General features: G+C 56.5%; 9 protein-coding genes. 4 read left to right on the top strand and 5 right to left on the bottom strand.

The features are described 5' to 3' along the window. The coding region (locus VFE46_00305) for an Ig-like domain repeat protein (protein ID HZZ26415.1) at positions 1–2,872 on the top strand (2,872 nt) is incomplete at its 5' end. 265 nt (positions 2,873–3,137) lie between these two features. Beyond that, positions 3,138–4,823 (top strand): hypothetical protein, encoded by a 1,686-nt coding sequence (locus VFE46_00300; GenBank protein ID HZZ26414.1) that lies wholly within the window; start codon positions 3,138–3,140, stop codon positions 4,821–4,823. Between the two features lie 7 nt (positions 4,824–4,830). Here the strand turns inward: VFE46_00300 and VFE46_00295 are convergent, their stop codons facing one another. From VFE46_00295 to VFE46_00275, 5 genes are all read right to left on the bottom strand, one after another. Further along, a complete protein-coding gene (locus VFE46_00295; protein ID HZZ26413.1) occupies positions 4,831–6,012 on the bottom strand; it encodes a hypothetical protein in 1,182 nt (393 codons plus the stop codon). 528 nt (positions 6,013–6,540) lie between these two features. Continuing rightward, a complete protein-coding gene (locus tag VFE46_00290; GenBank protein HZZ26412.1) occupies positions 6,541–8,856 on the bottom strand; it encodes a caspase family protein in 2,316 nt (771 codons plus the stop codon). 244 nt (positions 8,857–9,100) lie between these two features. Next, positions 9,101–10,126, bottom strand: a complete 1,026-nt coding sequence (locus tag VFE46_00285) for a PEP-CTERM sorting domain-containing protein (GenBank protein HZZ26411.1) — start codon at positions 10,124–10,126, stop codon at positions 9,101–9,103. A gap of 28 nt (positions 10,127–10,154) precedes the next feature. Then, positions 10,155–10,655, bottom strand: coding sequence for a response regulator (locus tag VFE46_00280; protein ID HZZ26410.1), 501 nt, complete (start codon positions 10,653–10,655; stop codon positions 10,155–10,157). Positions 10,656–11,008: 353 nt separating this feature from the next. Further along, positions 11,009–12,043, bottom strand: coding sequence for a sigma-54 dependent transcriptional regulator (locus tag VFE46_00275; GenBank protein ID HZZ26409.1), 1,035 nt, complete (start codon positions 12,041–12,043; stop codon positions 11,009–11,011). A 483-nt stretch (positions 12,044–12,526) separates the two neighbouring features. Between VFE46_00275 and VFE46_00270 the strand changes: the two genes are divergently transcribed. Next, positions 12,527–14,437: a glucosamine-6-phosphate deaminase gene (locus VFE46_00270; GenBank protein ID HZZ26408.1), complete on the top strand. Its 1,911-nt coding sequence runs from the start codon at positions 12,527–12,529 to the stop codon at positions 14,435–14,437. Between the two features lie 52 nt (positions 14,438–14,489). Further along, complete coding sequence (locus tag VFE46_00265) at positions 14,490–16,289, top strand: sodium:solute symporter family protein (GenBank protein HZZ26407.1); 1,800 nt, start codon at positions 14,490–14,492, stop codon at positions 16,287–16,289. Positions 16,290–16,575: the final 286 nt, after the last annotated feature.

Raw genomic sequence — 16,575 nt, 5'->3', positions numbered from 1 at the left:
CCTGTTCAGTGAAAAATACACCTTGGCCAACGCCGCCCAAGGCCCGACGCCTTTGGTGTATGCCCTGACGATCAACGTCCAGGACCTGCCGGTGCGGGTCGCGCAGTTCTTAACCGAGCTGGCGTTCAAGCCGGAAGTGGTCGAAGGGCAGGAAATCGACGGCAGCGGCGAATTCGCCGACGGCGGCATCTCGTTAATTGGCGATGCCAACGGGCGAATCGCCTTCACCGTGGTCGCCAATCCGCTAGATACTCCAGCGGATCCCAGCTTGCCCAACACCACGCCTGGGGCGGCCACCGGCGAGATTCAATTGCGGTTCAAAGACGCCAATGGCAATCCCATCGCGCTGCCGGACGATCGCTACACGTTGACCATTAACGACACGGCGATTATCGACCCGGCGGGCAATATTTTGGACGGCGAAAGCGATGCGGCCGAGCCGCTCAATAATCCCAACTTCCCCACTGGCAATGGCCTGCCCGGCGGCAGCTTCACGGCCCGCTTCACGGTCGACAGCCGGCCGGAATTGGGGGACTATGCCGCGGCCCGGGTGTACATCGATGCCAACGGCAACTTTGTCTACGACCCGCAGAACACCGATTTCACGAATCGCGATCTAACGTTCACCATGCAGGTGGATCCGAACCTGGCGGGCATTGCCCAGTTGGGCGTACACGATTCGGTGTTTGTCGGCAAGTTTACCTCCAGCGATAATACTGCTCCGCCCACCGGCTACTTCTCCAAGCTAGCGGCCTACGGCATCGATCCGATTGCCGGCGCCGGCTTCCGCTTCTTGGTCGACACCGACGGCGATGGCCTGGCCGATGTATACCAACCGCAGGCCACCGGCTTTACGCTGTTGGATCAATTCGGCAATCCGGTGAAGTTCACCGGCAGCGGCGTGGCCATTGCCGGCGAATTCGACGGCAACGTCGATGATGGGGACGAAGTGGGCATCTTCGACGGCACTCACTTCTGGCTGAATACCAATACCAGCGATCACCAATTCTCGATCGGGCCCGGCGATACGGTCATCACCACCAGCCTCCGCGGCTTCCCGATTGTGGGCGACTTCAACGGCGACGGCACGGTCGATGTGGGAACCTGGCAGACCGACAACTTCCAGTTCAACTTCGGCGATAGCGGCACCGGCCAATTCGGCACGCCGGTGACGTTCACGGGCAATGTCGACAACACGTTTACCTTCGGCTTCCCCGGCGTCGGTGAAATCCCCTTGGCCGCCGATATGGACGGCGACGGCATTACCGATGTCGGATTGTGGGTGCCCGGCCATGCCGGCACGGTGCCGCAAGACACGGCCGAAGAATTCTTCCTGATGTCGCACGACTTTAACCCGGTGACGGGCCTGCCCAACCAGACGGGGCTGAGCGATCCGGATGCCGCCTTCGCGCTGTTGGATCATCCCTTCAGCCCGACTCCGTTGGGGGTTGATTTGTATTCCAACTTGCTGGATGAGTTCGCCACGCCGATTGTGGGCAACTTCGATCCGCCGTTGGCCCCCAATTCCGCGGCCGCAGCCACCGATCAAACGGCGCCCACTAGCGCGGTGAAGGCGCTGACGGCCACGCAATCGTCGACTTCGTTCACGGTCAATTGGTCGGGGCAAGATAACAGCGGCGGCAGCGGCATTGCCAGCTTTGATGTGTACGTCTCGGACAACGGCGGCCAATTTACTCTGTGGCAGTCAGATACCACCAACACCTCGGCCATGTTCAGCGGCGTCAATGGCCATTCCTACCGCTTCTTGAGCGTGGCCAGCGACAATGCCGGCAACACGCAGGCTACGCCGACCGCCGCCCAGGCCAGCACCAAGATCAACGTGCAGGTGACCACGACCACCACCGTGGCCTCCTCGGCCAAGACCATGGTTCCCGGTCAAAGCGTCACCTTCACGGCCACGGTGGGCGCCGTGGGCACCGGCAACCCCACGCCGACGGGCAGCGTGACCTTCAAAGATGGCAAAACCACGCTGGCAACCGTCACGCTGCAAAACGGCGTGGCCAGCTATACGCCGGCCAACTTCGTGGCCTTGGGGAGCCATTCCATTACGGCCAGTTACAACGCCACCGGGCCGAACGTGGCCAGCGTCTCCACCACCTGGGTGGAAAGCGTGGTGGCCGCGGCCTTGGAACCCGATCTGCAGGTGGCCGGCGCTACGGCGCTGTATGTCGGCGGCACCACGGGCAACGACACCATTATCTTCACCCCGACCAACGGCACCGGCGGCGTCAATGTGACGATCAGCAACACGTCGACCAAGAACAAGGCCACCTCGCTGGGCACGTTCACGCCGACCGGCCACCTCGTGGCCTACGGCCTGGCCGGCAACGACACGATTACTTTGACCTCGGCCAAGATCAAGAACGTGACCTACACGATTGGCGCCTCGGCCACGTTGTTCGGCGGCGACGGGAACGATACCCTCACCGGCGGCAACGGCAATGACGTTCTCTCCGGCGGCACGGGCAACGATACCCTCATCGGCGGGTTCGGCAACGACGTGCTGATCGGCGGCACCGGAACCGACAAGCTCTACGGCGGACTGAACGGCAAGACCACCAGCACCAGCGATGGCAACCTGCTGATTGGCGATTCGACCAGTTACGATGCCAGCGAAGCGGCCCTGTGGACCATTTTGCAAGAATGGAACGCGCCGCAAAGTTACGCCAACCGGATTGCCAGCTTGCGCAATGCCGGCGCCAACCCGTTGGGCGTGGCCTTGAACACCCACACGATTGTCAACGACAACGCCGTGGACCAACTCTTCGCCGCCGCCGGCAGCGACTGGTTCTGGAATCTCTCCAACAAAGACAAACTCTCCGGCCTCCGCAGCGGCATCCAAGTCGGATAAGCCACCCCCGCCCCAAAAACCGCACCCAATACCCGGCGAGCCGAGTTACCCCCCGTAATTCCGCTCGCTTGGTTTGCTATATGGGCCACGCTGCGCCATTTTTACCCTATTTCTCGGCGTTTTTAGTCCGTGTTTGGTTTCAGCAAGCCTCGTGATTGTTTGCCACGGGCAGATTAAGCTAAATTAATAGGAAGCCGTTTCGAGTCGGGCTTCATCCGTCTACTGCCGAACTTAATCAGTCAGCACGAAAATCGGAGAATCGATCATGCTGAATTCGCGACCGTTTTATGCTCTTGCCTTGGTTTTAGGTTTGTTCATTAGCACTGCTTTTGGCGCTGGAGGCGGGAGCGGAAGCAGCGGTGGTGGAGGCGACAGTAGCGGCGGTGCAAGCAGCGGGGCGAGCGGGGGCGCAAGCGTTCCCAGCTCTGGCGGCAGTTGGAAAGGCGCCATCGTGATGCCCCTGAATGCGCAAATACAAATCCAAGACGATAATGGCGCGTCGGTAAGCATGTACAACATCGGGTGGCCCGCACGGGTGCAGCGGACCAAGGGCCGATTCTTATGGATTCAGGATGAAGGCGGTTACAGCCGCAACCAAGCCGGTGGCTGGATTTACGCCGATGATGCCGTAAAGCTGGACGATGCACAGGAGTATTACAGCAATCAACTGCAACGCGCAGAAACCGCGTGGTTGTATTGGATGCGTGGCATCAGTTGGGAAGCGAAAAACGAGCCCGGCATTGCGCTGCTGGATTATCGTAATGCACTTGATGTCGCACCGCAAACAAGAATTGACGATATCCATATTCGGCTGGGTCGCTTATACGCTCAGCAACAATTATTGGGCGGGCACGGCAAGTACGAGGCTTCCGCAAAACAGAGCGCCTGGGAAAAGGAATTCAATTCCGCGAAAGCCCTCAATCCGCAGCGGCCACAGTTATATTACGAATGGGGCCTGGCACTGAGCCAAGCCTGTGCTTGCGCCCAAGCAACAACACACACCGCCCAACATGGCGGCGCGCGAGAAAGCAAAGCGGCGTCGCAAGCGTTCTCGGCGCCCGAAAAGGCGTTGCTATTTCGTAAAACAGCCACGGGGGAAGCAATTCCCAAAGGCACGCCGGCCCCGGCAGGCGGCACAGAGGTCGATTTAGCATTACAGCAGCTGGAAAAGGCGGCCGAATACAGCCCTCATTGGTGGCGTGTTCCCTTAGCCCGAGCGGAAGTTCTGTTTAATCAATGCGATGAAGAATCACCCCTGGGTGAACGAGCGGTGATTGATCATACCGATGCGAACTTTTTCACGCAAATGTTGACGCACTGCAAACGGAAAGATGGATCGGCGGACAACATCGCGCTGGCCAACAATTTACCACCGGACATGATTAGTCGCGGTGACGAACCGTCCGCCGAAGATCGTCGCAGCAGCGGCACTGCAAATGCCCCGAGGATCATTCCCGTTTACATGCACGGCGTATTAGCGGAAGCCATGGACGACTACAATCGGGCGATCCGATTGAACCCGAACGCGATTGACGCCTACCGCGATCGGGCCGAAATTTTGCGGCTTGTTCAATCCTTGGATGCCGCGAAAGAATCGGCAACCACGGCCTGCAAGCTGTGCAATTATCGTCAGGCGGGAAGCCTGCGCACGTTGGCCCAAATCAACTTCGATTTGAAGCAATATCAGCCGGCTGCAAGCTATGCCTGGCGCGCCGCGGAATTAGCAGGTGGCGACGACGAACAGCAACGGTATTTCCAGTTGTGGAACAAATGTTGTAAGCAATGCCGCGGAGACGAAAAGACGATTGCCGCGGCGGCTGCGCCCCCGCTTGATGACGTGGCCTCGCGCGGCGATGGAAGCGAGGATGATTCCGAAGCCTCGAAGAAGCCCGTCAGAATTGAGCCGCCGCCAGGATTTTTATCCCGCACCAGCAGCGCATTTCCTGAGTAACTTCCGCTCATTGAGCCGGCACGGCTAGCGGGGGCGGATTCGATAAATTCAACTGCTGCTGAAATTGCAGAATTCCGCCGTAAGGCGATACCGGAGCAGCCCCGGCGGGCCCAAATTGCTCCTTCAGCCCGCCATTTTTTAGCTGCTGATCGAGGAAGTAGAGTTTTTGCCGGGCATCTTCGATTTCGTCATTCAGATTTTTTCGCTTCTCGGAATCCTTGGGATCGACCGTCTCCAGCATGGCGGTGAGACGGCGAATTCGGTCTTGGAGTTGCTGCTCCAGTTCCACTTCCTGGGCCGGTGGAAGATTCAATAAGCCTTCCGGTCGTTCGTTAATGCCAATGGTCGCCTTGATGGTTGCGACTCCGTCTTTTTGCGAAGTGGGCAGTCCCAGTGCATCGACGTAATACGTGACGTCTTTCGTGAGCCGCCCGGGAGGATCGTGGAGTGCATAATCAAGGATCGCCAGCGTCAGCTTGGTGAGCTCGTCGCGTCCTTCGGGACCAACCCACACATACACGTGACAATAATGACCGACGGGAATGCAGCAGCAATCCTTTGGAATTTCTTTTTCGCAACCAACGTGCAACCAGCAGGGCCCCTTCAGGCATTCCGAGGTGATGATGCCGCTGTTGCTTTGGCTGATTTTTCCTTCCGGGTCGCCAGTATAAAACGTGTTAAACCGCGCCTGGCAATCAGGGCAATTCCGCGGTGCAGGACCGTATCCGCAATTGCCGACCGCGGTTTGATAAGCACACCGCATGAGCTCCAATTTCCGTGGATCGTTCACGGGAATCATGGTAAACGAATCTTGGCATTGCCGCTGCGCCGTAGCGGAAAGGCCCAACGTGCTGAGCATAAAACTCAAGAAAAACGGCGGCCGGGTGAAGCGGCCGGTGGCGGCACTGAATTGCAGCCCCTGAGTAATAGGCCGGCCAAAGCTGGGCGTAATTCCACTGCCGGCCTGATCAGTTACGCTTGCTCCGCCCTGTAGCGGGTACGAGAAATACGGCATCGAATTGTAGTCGTACACAAACAGCGCTAGGTTATCGAGCACTTCTTGCTGCTGGATGTCCCCCACGGTCGCGGCTTCATGAACCGAATTCTTCCGCAATTGCACGTGCGTGCATCCCGCGCTTACTGCGAGCAAGCAAACCATGGCGAGGAACCAAGCGCGTTTGGCAAGCATGGGCAATCCGTTCTAGCAAAGCCAAGCTCAAACAGTCTGGTTTCAGTCGCAGACATTCCCAATCGGGCAATCCGCCGACGTCCTAGCGAAGCATCGCAGGGGAAAAGCGACAAGTTCTAAAGAGCATCTACCGGCGCCGTCATATTGGCGCAATGCTGCTCACATCCGTGCGTACTAAAGAACTCGCAAATCCGTTGCGATAATATGGACAATCGGTCCGGGGTGTCCCCACCTGGAGGGTTACTCATCTTGCTCATCCCATTGCTACGACCGACAGCACCCGCACCGCCCCAGCGCCGGGTGCTTATGCCTCGGGACCCCATAAAAGTCTCGCAGCCGCGATCCAATGCACTAGAAAACGCGCTCCAATCATAAAACCTTACTGCATCGCCCTGATGATGAAGAAGCCGCCGTGCCATGGCCTGAAAAACTTGACCGATTATAACGGGACCGCAGTTTTGTTCGGTCAAGCGGTGTTGCTGCGCCTGGCAAATGAAAGGATCGATCGTCATCGCCAGCGGCTTACTGCTATTTTTCGGCTCCCACGCGCCAGGATTGCAGCGACAGTTGGGTGTCAATGATATCGTCTACCGGCGCTCCGCCACGAGTTCCGTTTTCGTACATGGCGTTCTTTAACAATTTGCCCAGGGGAGATTCCAGGCTCGCCGCTTCGGGATCATCAGCGCCGCGCATTAATGGCAACGTGGATTGCTCTAAAAAGCTGAAATCGGGCGCCTGATTCCCGGCCTGCCTGGGAACCGCAATTAAAACGACATGCTCGTTCCCTACCGGATCGGCGGTAATACGCCAAACTTTGGTCTGCTGCGTGCCTTCCTTTTTGGTGAGCAAGTTGTCCGTTCCCGAGCCGGCGCGAGGAAAGATGGCTTTAATGCCAAAGCCAGCGTCAATATATAAAAGCGTCGCTGCCATATCGGACTGACCATGATTCGTCATCCGCCAACGAATGAGATCGTTTGGCAGTAGGGTGAGCGGTTCCTTTGCCAGATCGATTTCCGTCCCAGGATCAGTTTTGCTTTTGCAGCGCAAAATCTTTAATTCCACGTTGGGGTGTGAGGGATCATCATCCTGTCCGGCGCCTCGCAGCTTATCCGTTTGCTGCGCCGCAGTCAGCGTGAGCAGGTTTTGGGCCCTGGCAATTTCTTCTAGCATATGCACAATCTCGGCGGTTGGCTGTCCCTGGATGCTAAACAGGGCTGCTTCCGGCGGCGGCGTTCCACCAATCTCCGCTGCATCTTTCGATAGCAGCACTAACTTTCCGTCGCGCATTTGCACCACCCACTGTGCCAGGTGCATGTCATCAACGAACTCTAATAAACCCTCTTTGGCTAAAGCCGCTTTTAAATCGGCGCTAAGTTGCTGCAGATTTCCCGAGGCAGCGTCAACGCCCAGCTTCAACCGCTGGGAACCGTAATCGGTCCAGACGACTTCAAACCGGCCATGAGCCGGCAATTTAGCTTGGCGCGGTTCCGACATGCCGGAGTATGCTGCCAATTTGACGTCAGATTCTAACAACTCGCAATGTTTGACTTTGGCGTAACCCAGCAGCTCCTTCTCGTTCGACGGAGCCGTTGTTGATTCGATCGACGGATAAAGGGCCACCACGGTCCCCGGGGTTAGGCCTTGAACCGAACCTTCGTTAAGAACGAATCCATCCGTTCCATCTTTTCGCCAACGCATGGCTGAGCGGCCAGGCCAGCGCTGCAGCCCTAATACTTCGCAGTCCTTAGCCAGGCCTTCGACAACCGGCGTGGGGCCAGCCGTCCGGCCCCATTGCGGATAGCGTTGCCGAACCAGTTCCGCGAGCTCGCCGTAGGTAATTTTCCGCGCGGTATGGCTCAAAATATCCACAATGGCATACGTCAATAAGCCTTGGTATTTCGCCTCTTTCGGATCAGCAGCGCGGTAGGGCATGCGCATTTCTAATTCCGACTCGTCGCGCTGGGCCGCATAAATTCCGGCATAATTGGGCGACTGCCGCTCGTCGTGAAGTTGGGGATCGAACGCGAACCCCACATCCACTGCGCCTCCTCCGCGCGTATGGTCGCCATTGCCTGGCATTTTTTCGGCAGCCTGATGGGCGGGCTGACGCGCTAGCGCCGTTTTTGCCGCATCTTGAAGATCGGCTTCAGGAATTCCCAATTCGTCGGTTGAAATGCTGCGCGCAATTTCAGGCGAGTCGCCGCGCATGGTCCAGCCAGAACAGCATGCGTCCAGAATAACCCACAAGCGAGCCTTTTTCTGCAGCGTAATCTGTTTGCCCCAGTCGCGCAGCTCGTAATCGGCAATCGACCGATCGACGCACCATTTTTTGCCATTCCACTTGCCGCAATCGCAGGGAAGGAACATTTGGTCTAAGCCATCCGGCTTCGCATAGATTGGGTCGGGGTTCTTATGCTCCGGTTGCTGGCCACCATGACCTGCCAGCAGAATCACCACCTGGTCGCCTTCTTGGGCGGTTGCAATTAAATTTTGTATTTCGCGCTCAATATTTGTGCGCGTAGGTCGAAAGTCATCTCCCTGCGCGGTTGCGTCCGCTTCAGACAAAACCTTAATCGCGGTGGGTGGCAGTTTGAAATGATCGAGATCGGGCGAGCTGTGGCGCAGTAAATCCGTCAGAAAGTCACGCATCAATTCCACATCGTTCGCCGGACCGCGCAGACTTTTATTCGCAGGCAAGTTGTCATATTTTGTGCATCCCACCAAAAGCGCATGAAAGTGTGCCGGATCAAGCGTGGAGGTTGCCGGCGGCTGCGCTCCTTTTACGAACGAGCAAAATGCGAGCAAGCCTCCCAGCGTTCCTGCGATCATGGATGAATTTTTCATGGAGAATATTCGCCGTCAAAGAATTGCTTCCCATCGCTTGCCGAAACCGATCCCCCCTACAGGTTTTAATATGACACCGATCATACGGCGACACAAGGAACTGGATTCGGCGAATAACTTGCCGTTTCGATAGCACGTGGCAAATGCCGGAATGCATGCATTTCGACAGCCCAGGAAACAAAAAAGCCGCTCTTTCAAAGACTGAAAGAGCGGCCCTTTGCTAACCGTGAATTCTCAGACCGGCTCAAGCGCCCTGCAGCCCGCGGCGGCGGCGTTGCCGCAATTTGACGCCCAAGCCAATTCCACCCAATCCCAACAGTGCAATCGTGCTGGGTTCTGGCACGGTGGTGTACAGTTCGAACGCCAAATCCTCGGAGTTGTTTTCGATGCCGGTCGGGCCATCGTTCGAGGTGGCGCCAGGAACCTGAACATAATTCAGCGGATTGTTCGTGGTTTCGGAATTGATGCCAAACACACCCGCTGTATTCAACCCGTAATCGATTCGGCCGGTGACGGCGTCGTCCTGAAAGTGCCAAACGGGGGTGGGACCGGCGGAGGTTATTACGGTACCTTCAATGTTTTCGCCAGGCGAGGGAACTGTCGAGGCAAAATTGTCCGTAATTCCCCAATCGCGATTGTGCCAGCCCCATTTCAATCCACCTTGGGTTGCCGGATCAACCAAGGCTACGATTTTCAACCAATACACCGTGTCTTTTACTTCGTTAAACGGTAATGCAAGTTCGGCATTGTATTGATAGATGTGCTCGTTCACATTGCCGTTAATGAGCTGTTCGGTAAAGGTGCCGGAAGCTGGCGATAGCGCCCCAGGAGTTACCTCTTCCGTGAGGAGCGGTGTACCGGGTTGACTGAACGGTTGTACCGCAGTGCCACCGGGAACGTCAGATTCGAATGAAATCAAAAATTTCTGCACGCTCTGGGGCGGAGCTGTCAGATTTGAGTTATTAAGATACGAACCCCACCAGCGAATATGGACCACCGACGTGCTGACTTTGTCGGAAAAATCGTCGGCCGCAAAGGGACCCACATAGTCGTTGCTGCCCGGCGCGGTAAGCAAGGCTTCGCTGGGCTCATCATGGCCAGGAAACAGTTGGCCAACCGGTGCTCCGGCATAAGCAGGCGCTCCATTGTTCAATGGCAATTGCTGAAACTTCAAAACTTCGCCCGTCAGCGGGTCGGCAAACGATCGGCCACACAGCACGACGCCTAGCGCCGCCACAACCAATGCAACGCGGGAGTGAAGCAATTTCATGACACGTCTCCTTGAAAAAAGGTGATAACTAGTGCGTTTGTCCGCCCCATGGAATATCCGCGGTGGAACTAACGCGGCGAGGATGTGACAGTGAATCGACACCGGAAGGCAAAACGACGATGGGCTCGGCCGTGACAAGCGGCGCAGGCTGATCGACAAGGAAATCTAAAAATGCGCCGAATTCGACAGTGTGGTTTGGGCCCTTGCACAGATATAGCGCTGCTCCGCAGCAGCAAGCTTGGCGCTCATCGTCGTCATCGTAAGTGTCGGAGACGATGAACACCCTGGCCGTGGGAATCCGGTCGCGAAGCATTTCGAATAAATCAAAGCCCGATATGTCCGGCAGGCGTGTGTTCACCAAGTACAGGTCAACCGGCTTGGAAGGTGTCAGTCGCAGCACGGCCGTGGCACTGGTTAACAAATGCACCTGCCAACCGTGTTTGGTGGCTAACTGCGTCAGCTCTTGATAATCGTGGGGCCTGGCATCGGCCACAACAATTTGCGAATGAAAGCGTAAAGACAAAGTCATAAAATTCTCCCGTTCAAGAAACGTGGCACATGCGCCGGCCCTGAACGATTGCGAGTTGGCTGGCCTAATGCAGTCGGCGTGCCGCAGAGAATTTCGGCGCGTTCCATTCGCGCCAAACGCTAACGCCCTCTAGCACTTAAAAATTTTGCAGCGCAAGCTAAAACGACAGCGCGCGTTGTTTCGGCATATCGAACGCTCGGAACAAATTGCTGCGCACTAGAGCAACTCGCTACGGTGCGCGACATTTTTAATTGCTGCAAAGCGCAGCAATAAAAACTGCAACATTCGCGCGGCGCACGCACGGAGGTCATTCCTTTTTCCCCACAAGAAACTGCTCACAGCGAAAATTGCCCTTAACCGGGCGGAGCAGTGCCTGGCTTGCCAGGGCGGCCGCGGCGGCCAGATGCTAAAACACCGTACCGCTTTAACTTGCGCGCCAGGCTGGCCCGATTGATTTTGAGCATTTTTGCCGCCTGGCTTTGATTGTAAAACACGTGCTGCAGCGTGGCTTCAATGTGTTGGCGCTCAATGTCCGCTAAGCTCGGCCAGTCGGAGGCTGAACCATCGAACGAACCATTCGGCGGTCCATCCTGTTCGCCCGGTTCACACGGCGGCACCGTCAAGAATTTCGCAGAAATATCTTGAGCAACGGCTGCCATGCCGATTTCTTCCCCCGGCGCAAAAATGGCCGCGCGCTCCAGCACATTTTGCAGTTCGCGCACATTGCCGGGCCAGGAATATGCTTGCAATGCCGCCAGCGCTTCCGGCGAAATCCATTTCTTGGGAAAACCGTGCTCGATGCTCAACCGGTTTAGAAAATGCGCCGCCAGGGCGGGAATATCTTCCGGGCGTTCATTCAGACTGATGGTTTCGAACGAAACCACGTTCAATCGGTAATACAAATCGAGCCGAAAGCGGCCCGCATGCACTTCCGATAACAGGTTCCGATTGGTCGCGGCAATAATCCGCACGTCGATGGGAACCGGCTCGTCGCTGCCCAGCGGCACCACCACGCGCTCCTGAATGGTGCGCAGCAGCTTGGCTTGCATTTCGGGGCTGAGCTCGCCAATTTCGTCGAGCAACAGCGTGCCGCCATCGGCCACGCGGAAGCAACCTAGTCGTGGATGGTCTGCGCCAGTGAACGCCCCTTTCACATGGCCAAACAAATGGCTGGCGAACAGCTCGCCGGTGAGTGAGGTGCAATCGACGGGAATGAACGGACCGATAGCGCGGGAGCTCTGCTCATGAATCGCACGTGCAATTAATTCTTTGCCTGTTCCACTTGGACCCGTGATAAGCACGTTTGAAGAGAACGCTGCAACTTGCAGAATCTTTTTTCTCAGCAAACGCGTCCAAGTTGCCTCGCCAATCAGTGGAGGCACACTCACGCTAGGCTCCTCTGAGGATGTCAGAAAAGCCTCTTCCCTTGGCGATGATGCTATCGCAAGTTTATCACGAACGGCCGATCAATCCTAGAAATTAGTTAGATTTTAATGCAGAATTTATTAGTTCGGTGTACGCTCTTTGATACTGCAACAAATCGCGAATGACTTTGAACGCAACCGATAGAACGGATAGTGTACGCATTTACATTGTCCTGTAAAACCTGTCGCCGCGAATGTTTCCATTACGGACGGAATGCGTACATCTCACTTGTTTCAGCTCTGCTTGCCACGAGTGATTACGACCGGCTAGAATGGCGGCACCTAAAATGCCGGTGGTGTCAGGGCCTCTGGCGGTTCCTTTCCGTCCTCCATTCCCATGGCTGTGCCCTGGCCATTTCGAGAGCTGCTGTGAGCTTAGGTTTTGAAAAAGCTAAGACCGTAACGCCGAACGATTCGCGCCCGCTGGGGTCGAACTTCGCCCCCGGAGTGGAGCGTATTCCGGTCGACGTTTATTCTCACTCCGCAGAAGCCAGCCGCGCTGTTGCACAAGAAATTGCCGCTTTAATTCGTGCCCGCGCCGCCGAAGGCAAGCACTGTATGTTAGGGCTGGCAACGGGCAACACTCCGGTCGGTATTTACAACGAGCTGGTGCGCTTGCATCGCGAAGAAGGGTTGTCGCTGTGCAACGTCATCACCTTCAATCTGGACGAATACTATCCCATGCAACCGCACGAGCTGCAAAGCTATGCGCGCTTCATGCGAGAACATTTATTCGACCTGGTCGATATTGATGTGCGCAATTGCCATGTGCCGGATGGCGGCATTCCCATCGAGCAAGTTCCCGATTATTGCCGTTGGTATGAAGAGGAAATCGTGAAAGCAGGGGGAATCGACATTCAGCTTCTCGGCGTCGGGCGGACCGGGCACATCGGCTTTAACGAGCCCGGCTCCGGCGCTAGTAGCCGGAGCAGGTTGATCACGCTGGATCGGGTTACGCGAATCGATGCCGCCAGCGATTTTTTTGGACAAGAACACGTGCCGCGCCGCGCGCTGACGATGGGCGTGGGGACCATTTTAGCTGCGCGCAGCGTGATCATGCTGGCGTTCGGCGAGCATAAATCGCAAATTATCGCGAGGGCTGTTGAGGGAGAAGTGAGCTCGTCCATCGTTGCCAGCTTTTTGCAACAGCACTCCAGCGCTCGCGTAGTGCTTGATGAGGCGGCCGCCGCCGAGCTCACCCGTTGCAAGTCGCCGTGGCGCTTGGGTGTGGTGGAATGGGACGCGGCCCTGGTGCGTAAGGCGACCATTTGGCTGGCGCGTAAGCTCGAAAAGCCAATCCTCAAGTTGACCGACGAAGATTACAACCAGGAAGGCCTGCAGGATTTGCTGGCCGATCGCGGGCCATCGTACAACATCAACGTAAAAGTGTTTCGCGATTTGCAGGCCACCATCACGGGTTGGCCCGGCGGCAAGCCGGCTCATGCCAAACAACCCGGCGATCGTCCGCAATTGCACGACAACATTTTTCCGAAGCGAATTTTGGTGTTTTCTCCGCATCCGGACGACGACGTCATTTCGATGGGGGGCACGCTCATTCGCTTAGTCGAGCAGGGGCACGAGGTGCACGTCGCTTACCAAACCTCCGGCAACATTGCCGTGTTCGACGACGACGCCATCCGTTACGCGGAATTTATGGCCGAATTGAATCGGCATTTTGAGGTTTCGGACCAGCGCACGGCCGAACTGGAAACGCATATCGAAGAATTCTTGCGCCAGAAAAAGCCGGGGCAAATCGACAGCGCGGAAGTGCAAACCATCAAATCGCTCATTCGCCGCAGCGAAGCTCGCGCCGCCGCCCGGTGCTGCGGCCTAGTGCCCGAGCGGCTTTACTTTCTCGACATGCCGTTTTATGAAACGGGCCGCGTGAAGAAGAAACCGCTGGGCGAGCAAGATTTTCAATTGACGGTCGACTTATTACGGCGCGTGCGGCCACACCAAGTGTATGCCGCCGGCGACTTGTCCGATCCGCACGGCACACACCGCATGTGCTTGAACGCCGTGCTTACGGCCTGCCAACGCTGTCAGGCCGACGATTGGTACGCCGACTGCGATGTCTGGCTGTATCGCGGCGCTTGGCATGAATGGGGACCCCACGAAATTGAAATGGCGGTGCCGCTGAGCCCGGCGGAAGTCGATCGTAAGCGAACCGCCATTTTTAAGCATGAATCGCAAAAAGATCGAGCGCTATTTCCAGGCCCAGATATGCGCGAGTTCTGGAAACGGGCGGAAGATCGAAACCGCGATACCGCCCAACTGTACGATCGACTAGGCTTGGCCGAGTACGAGGCGATCGAGGGCTTTGTCCGTTGGTCGGGAAAAAATCAGCTGCTGTGGTAGCCCGGCGTGCGTTTTGGCGTTCACCTTGTAGGGTTTCCAACCCAGCGGAAGCATGAATCTTACTCTGCTCGATTGGACCGTGATTGCAGCGTACTTTGCATTCAACTTGGGCATTGCGCTGTACTACGCCAAACGAGCCAAAGGCAGCACTAGCGAATTCTTTTTGTCGGGCCGCGATGTGCCCTGGTGGCTGGCCGGCACTTCGATGGTGGCCACCACGTTTGCCGCCGATACGCCCCTGGCTGTGACAGGCTTAGTGGCAAAAAACGGCATTGCCGGCAATTGGTTGTGGTGGAATTTTGTCATGAGCGGCATGCTGACCGTGTTCTTTTACGCGCGGCTATGGCGGCGCGCCGGCGTGATGACCGACATCGAGTTTGCCGAGCTGCGCTATTCCGGCAAGCCGGCCGCATTTTTGCGCGGGTTTCGGGCGTTGTACTTGGGATTGCCGATTAATTGCATCGTGTTGGGTTGGGTCAATTTGGCGATGTTGAAAATTCTGCGCGGCACGCTGGAGGTCGATGATAAAACTGCTCTCTATATTCTGATCGGCATGCTGGCGTTCACGGCGTTTTACACGACCATTTCCGGTCTGTGGGGCGTGTTGGTGACCGATCTGTTTCAGTTTGTGTTGAAAATGGGAATGGTCATTTTGCTGGCGGTATTGGCCGTGAAGGCAGTGGGGGGCATGGACGCGCTGAAAACTAAAATTGCTGAGCTGGACGCTCGGCAAGCGCTCACCGGCAGTCGATTGTCGTTTTTGCCGCCGCTCGACTCCCTGTGGATGCCCACCGTTACCCTGGGCGTGTATTTGGCGGTGAATTGGTGGGCCACATGGTATCCAGGCGCGGAACCGGGTGGCGGCGGTTATGTGGCTCAACGAATTTTCTCCGCCAAAAACGAACGGCACGGAGTTCTAGCCACGCTGTGGTTTAATGTGGCCCATTATGCGTTGCGGCCGTGGCCGTGGATTTTGACTGCGCTGGCATCGCTGGTGTTGTACCCCGAATTAAAAGACAAAGAATCGGGCTACATCAAAACGCTCATGGACCCGGTGATTTTTCCGACGTGGCTGCGCGGGTTTATGATTGCCGCTTTTGCCGCCGCCTACATGTCGACCATTGGCACGCAGCTCAATTGGGGCGCCTCGTATGTGATCAACGATTTTTATCGCCGATTCGTCCGTCGCACGGCCGGCGAACGGCATTACGTGGTCGCGTCGCAAATCGTGACGGTGATGCTAATGTTGATTTCTTTGGGCGTGACGTTCAGCCTGGGCTCGATTAGCGGCGCTTGGAAGCTGCTATTGGTTACAGGTGCCGGCACCGGCTTGGTGCTGCTCTTGCGTTGGTTCTGGTGGCGAGTTAACGCCTGGTCGGAAGTTTCTGCAATGGCCGTAGCGGCGGCCGTTTCGTTGTTCCTGCAACTGAGCGGACCGCGGTGGGATAGTGATGATCCACAACAATTCGCATTTTTGATGTTAGCCACCGTGGGCATTACCACCGCGGCATGGTTGCTGGTAACGCTGCTGACGCCGCCGGAGCCGCGCGAAAAATTGATTGCCTTTTATCGTCGTGTGCGGCCAGCCGGACCAGGCTGGAAGACAATTGCCAAGCTCGCCGACGACAGCGCCGAAGGTCCTACAGAAAGTCTCGCCTTGCAATTCGTAAATTGGTTTTTCGGCTGCGTGTTGATTTACGCCAGCCTGTTCGGGCTGGGCGAAATCATTTTCAAAGAGTGGATTGCCGGCGGCGTGTATTTGCTTTTTGCGGTAATTGCCGCGGCCGTCATTTCCCGAAATCTGTCGCGTGCCGATTGGCAGCCAGGCGCCAGCAAAGAGCGCCTATCTTAATCCTTTGAAATCTGGCGTATGAGGTTCGGCACTGTTCGCGATTCCCATGCAGTCGGGCAATTCCTTAAGCGCCAAGCTCATCAACAACGCCTGCTAGCAGCGACGCATCGCGCAAATCTGCTGCCAGCAATCGGTGTCCTCCAGAAAGTTCAATTTTGGGATTATAGGCAATTCAAGCTTTCTATTCCGATTAGAAAAACTTTAGGGCCTGGCAAAGTTTGCCGATAAGTAGCTCGAAAGACCCGGGAGTTCGTGGTTTCGGGCCAGGGCAATGCAGGAGATCCAA

The sequence above is a fragment of the Pirellulales bacterium genome, from assembly GCA_035656635.1.
In the GTDB taxonomy this organism is placed as follows: Bacteria; Planctomycetota; Planctomycetia; order Pirellulales; family JADZDJ01; genus DATJYL01.
Note: the sequence above shows the minus strand (reverse complement) of the source record. Positions and strands in the feature narration are given on the sequence as shown.

Excerpts from the sequence above, each read along its gene's own strand:
- VFE46_00300 (HZZ26414.1), top strand. The coding sequence starts at position 3,138 with ATGCTGAATTCGCGACCGTTTTATGCTCTTGCCTTGGTTTTAGGTTTG.
- VFE46_00295 (HZZ26413.1), bottom strand. The coding sequence starts at position 6,012 with ATGCTTGCCAAACGCGCTTGGTTCCTCGCCATGGTTTGCTTGCTCGCA.
- VFE46_00290 (HZZ26412.1), bottom strand. The coding sequence starts at position 8,856 with ATGAAAAATTCATCCATGATCGCAGGAACGCTGGGAGGCTTGCTCGCA.
- VFE46_00285 (HZZ26411.1), bottom strand. The coding sequence starts at position 10,126 with ATGAAATTGCTTCACTCCCGCGTTGCATTGGTTGTGGCGGCGCTAGGC.
- VFE46_00280 (HZZ26410.1), bottom strand. The coding sequence starts at position 10,655 with ATGACTTTGTCTTTACGCTTTCATTCGCAAATTGTTGTGGCCGATGCC.
- VFE46_00265 (HZZ26407.1), top strand. The coding sequence starts at position 14,490 with ATGAATCTTACTCTGCTCGATTGGACCGTGATTGCAGCGTACTTTGCA.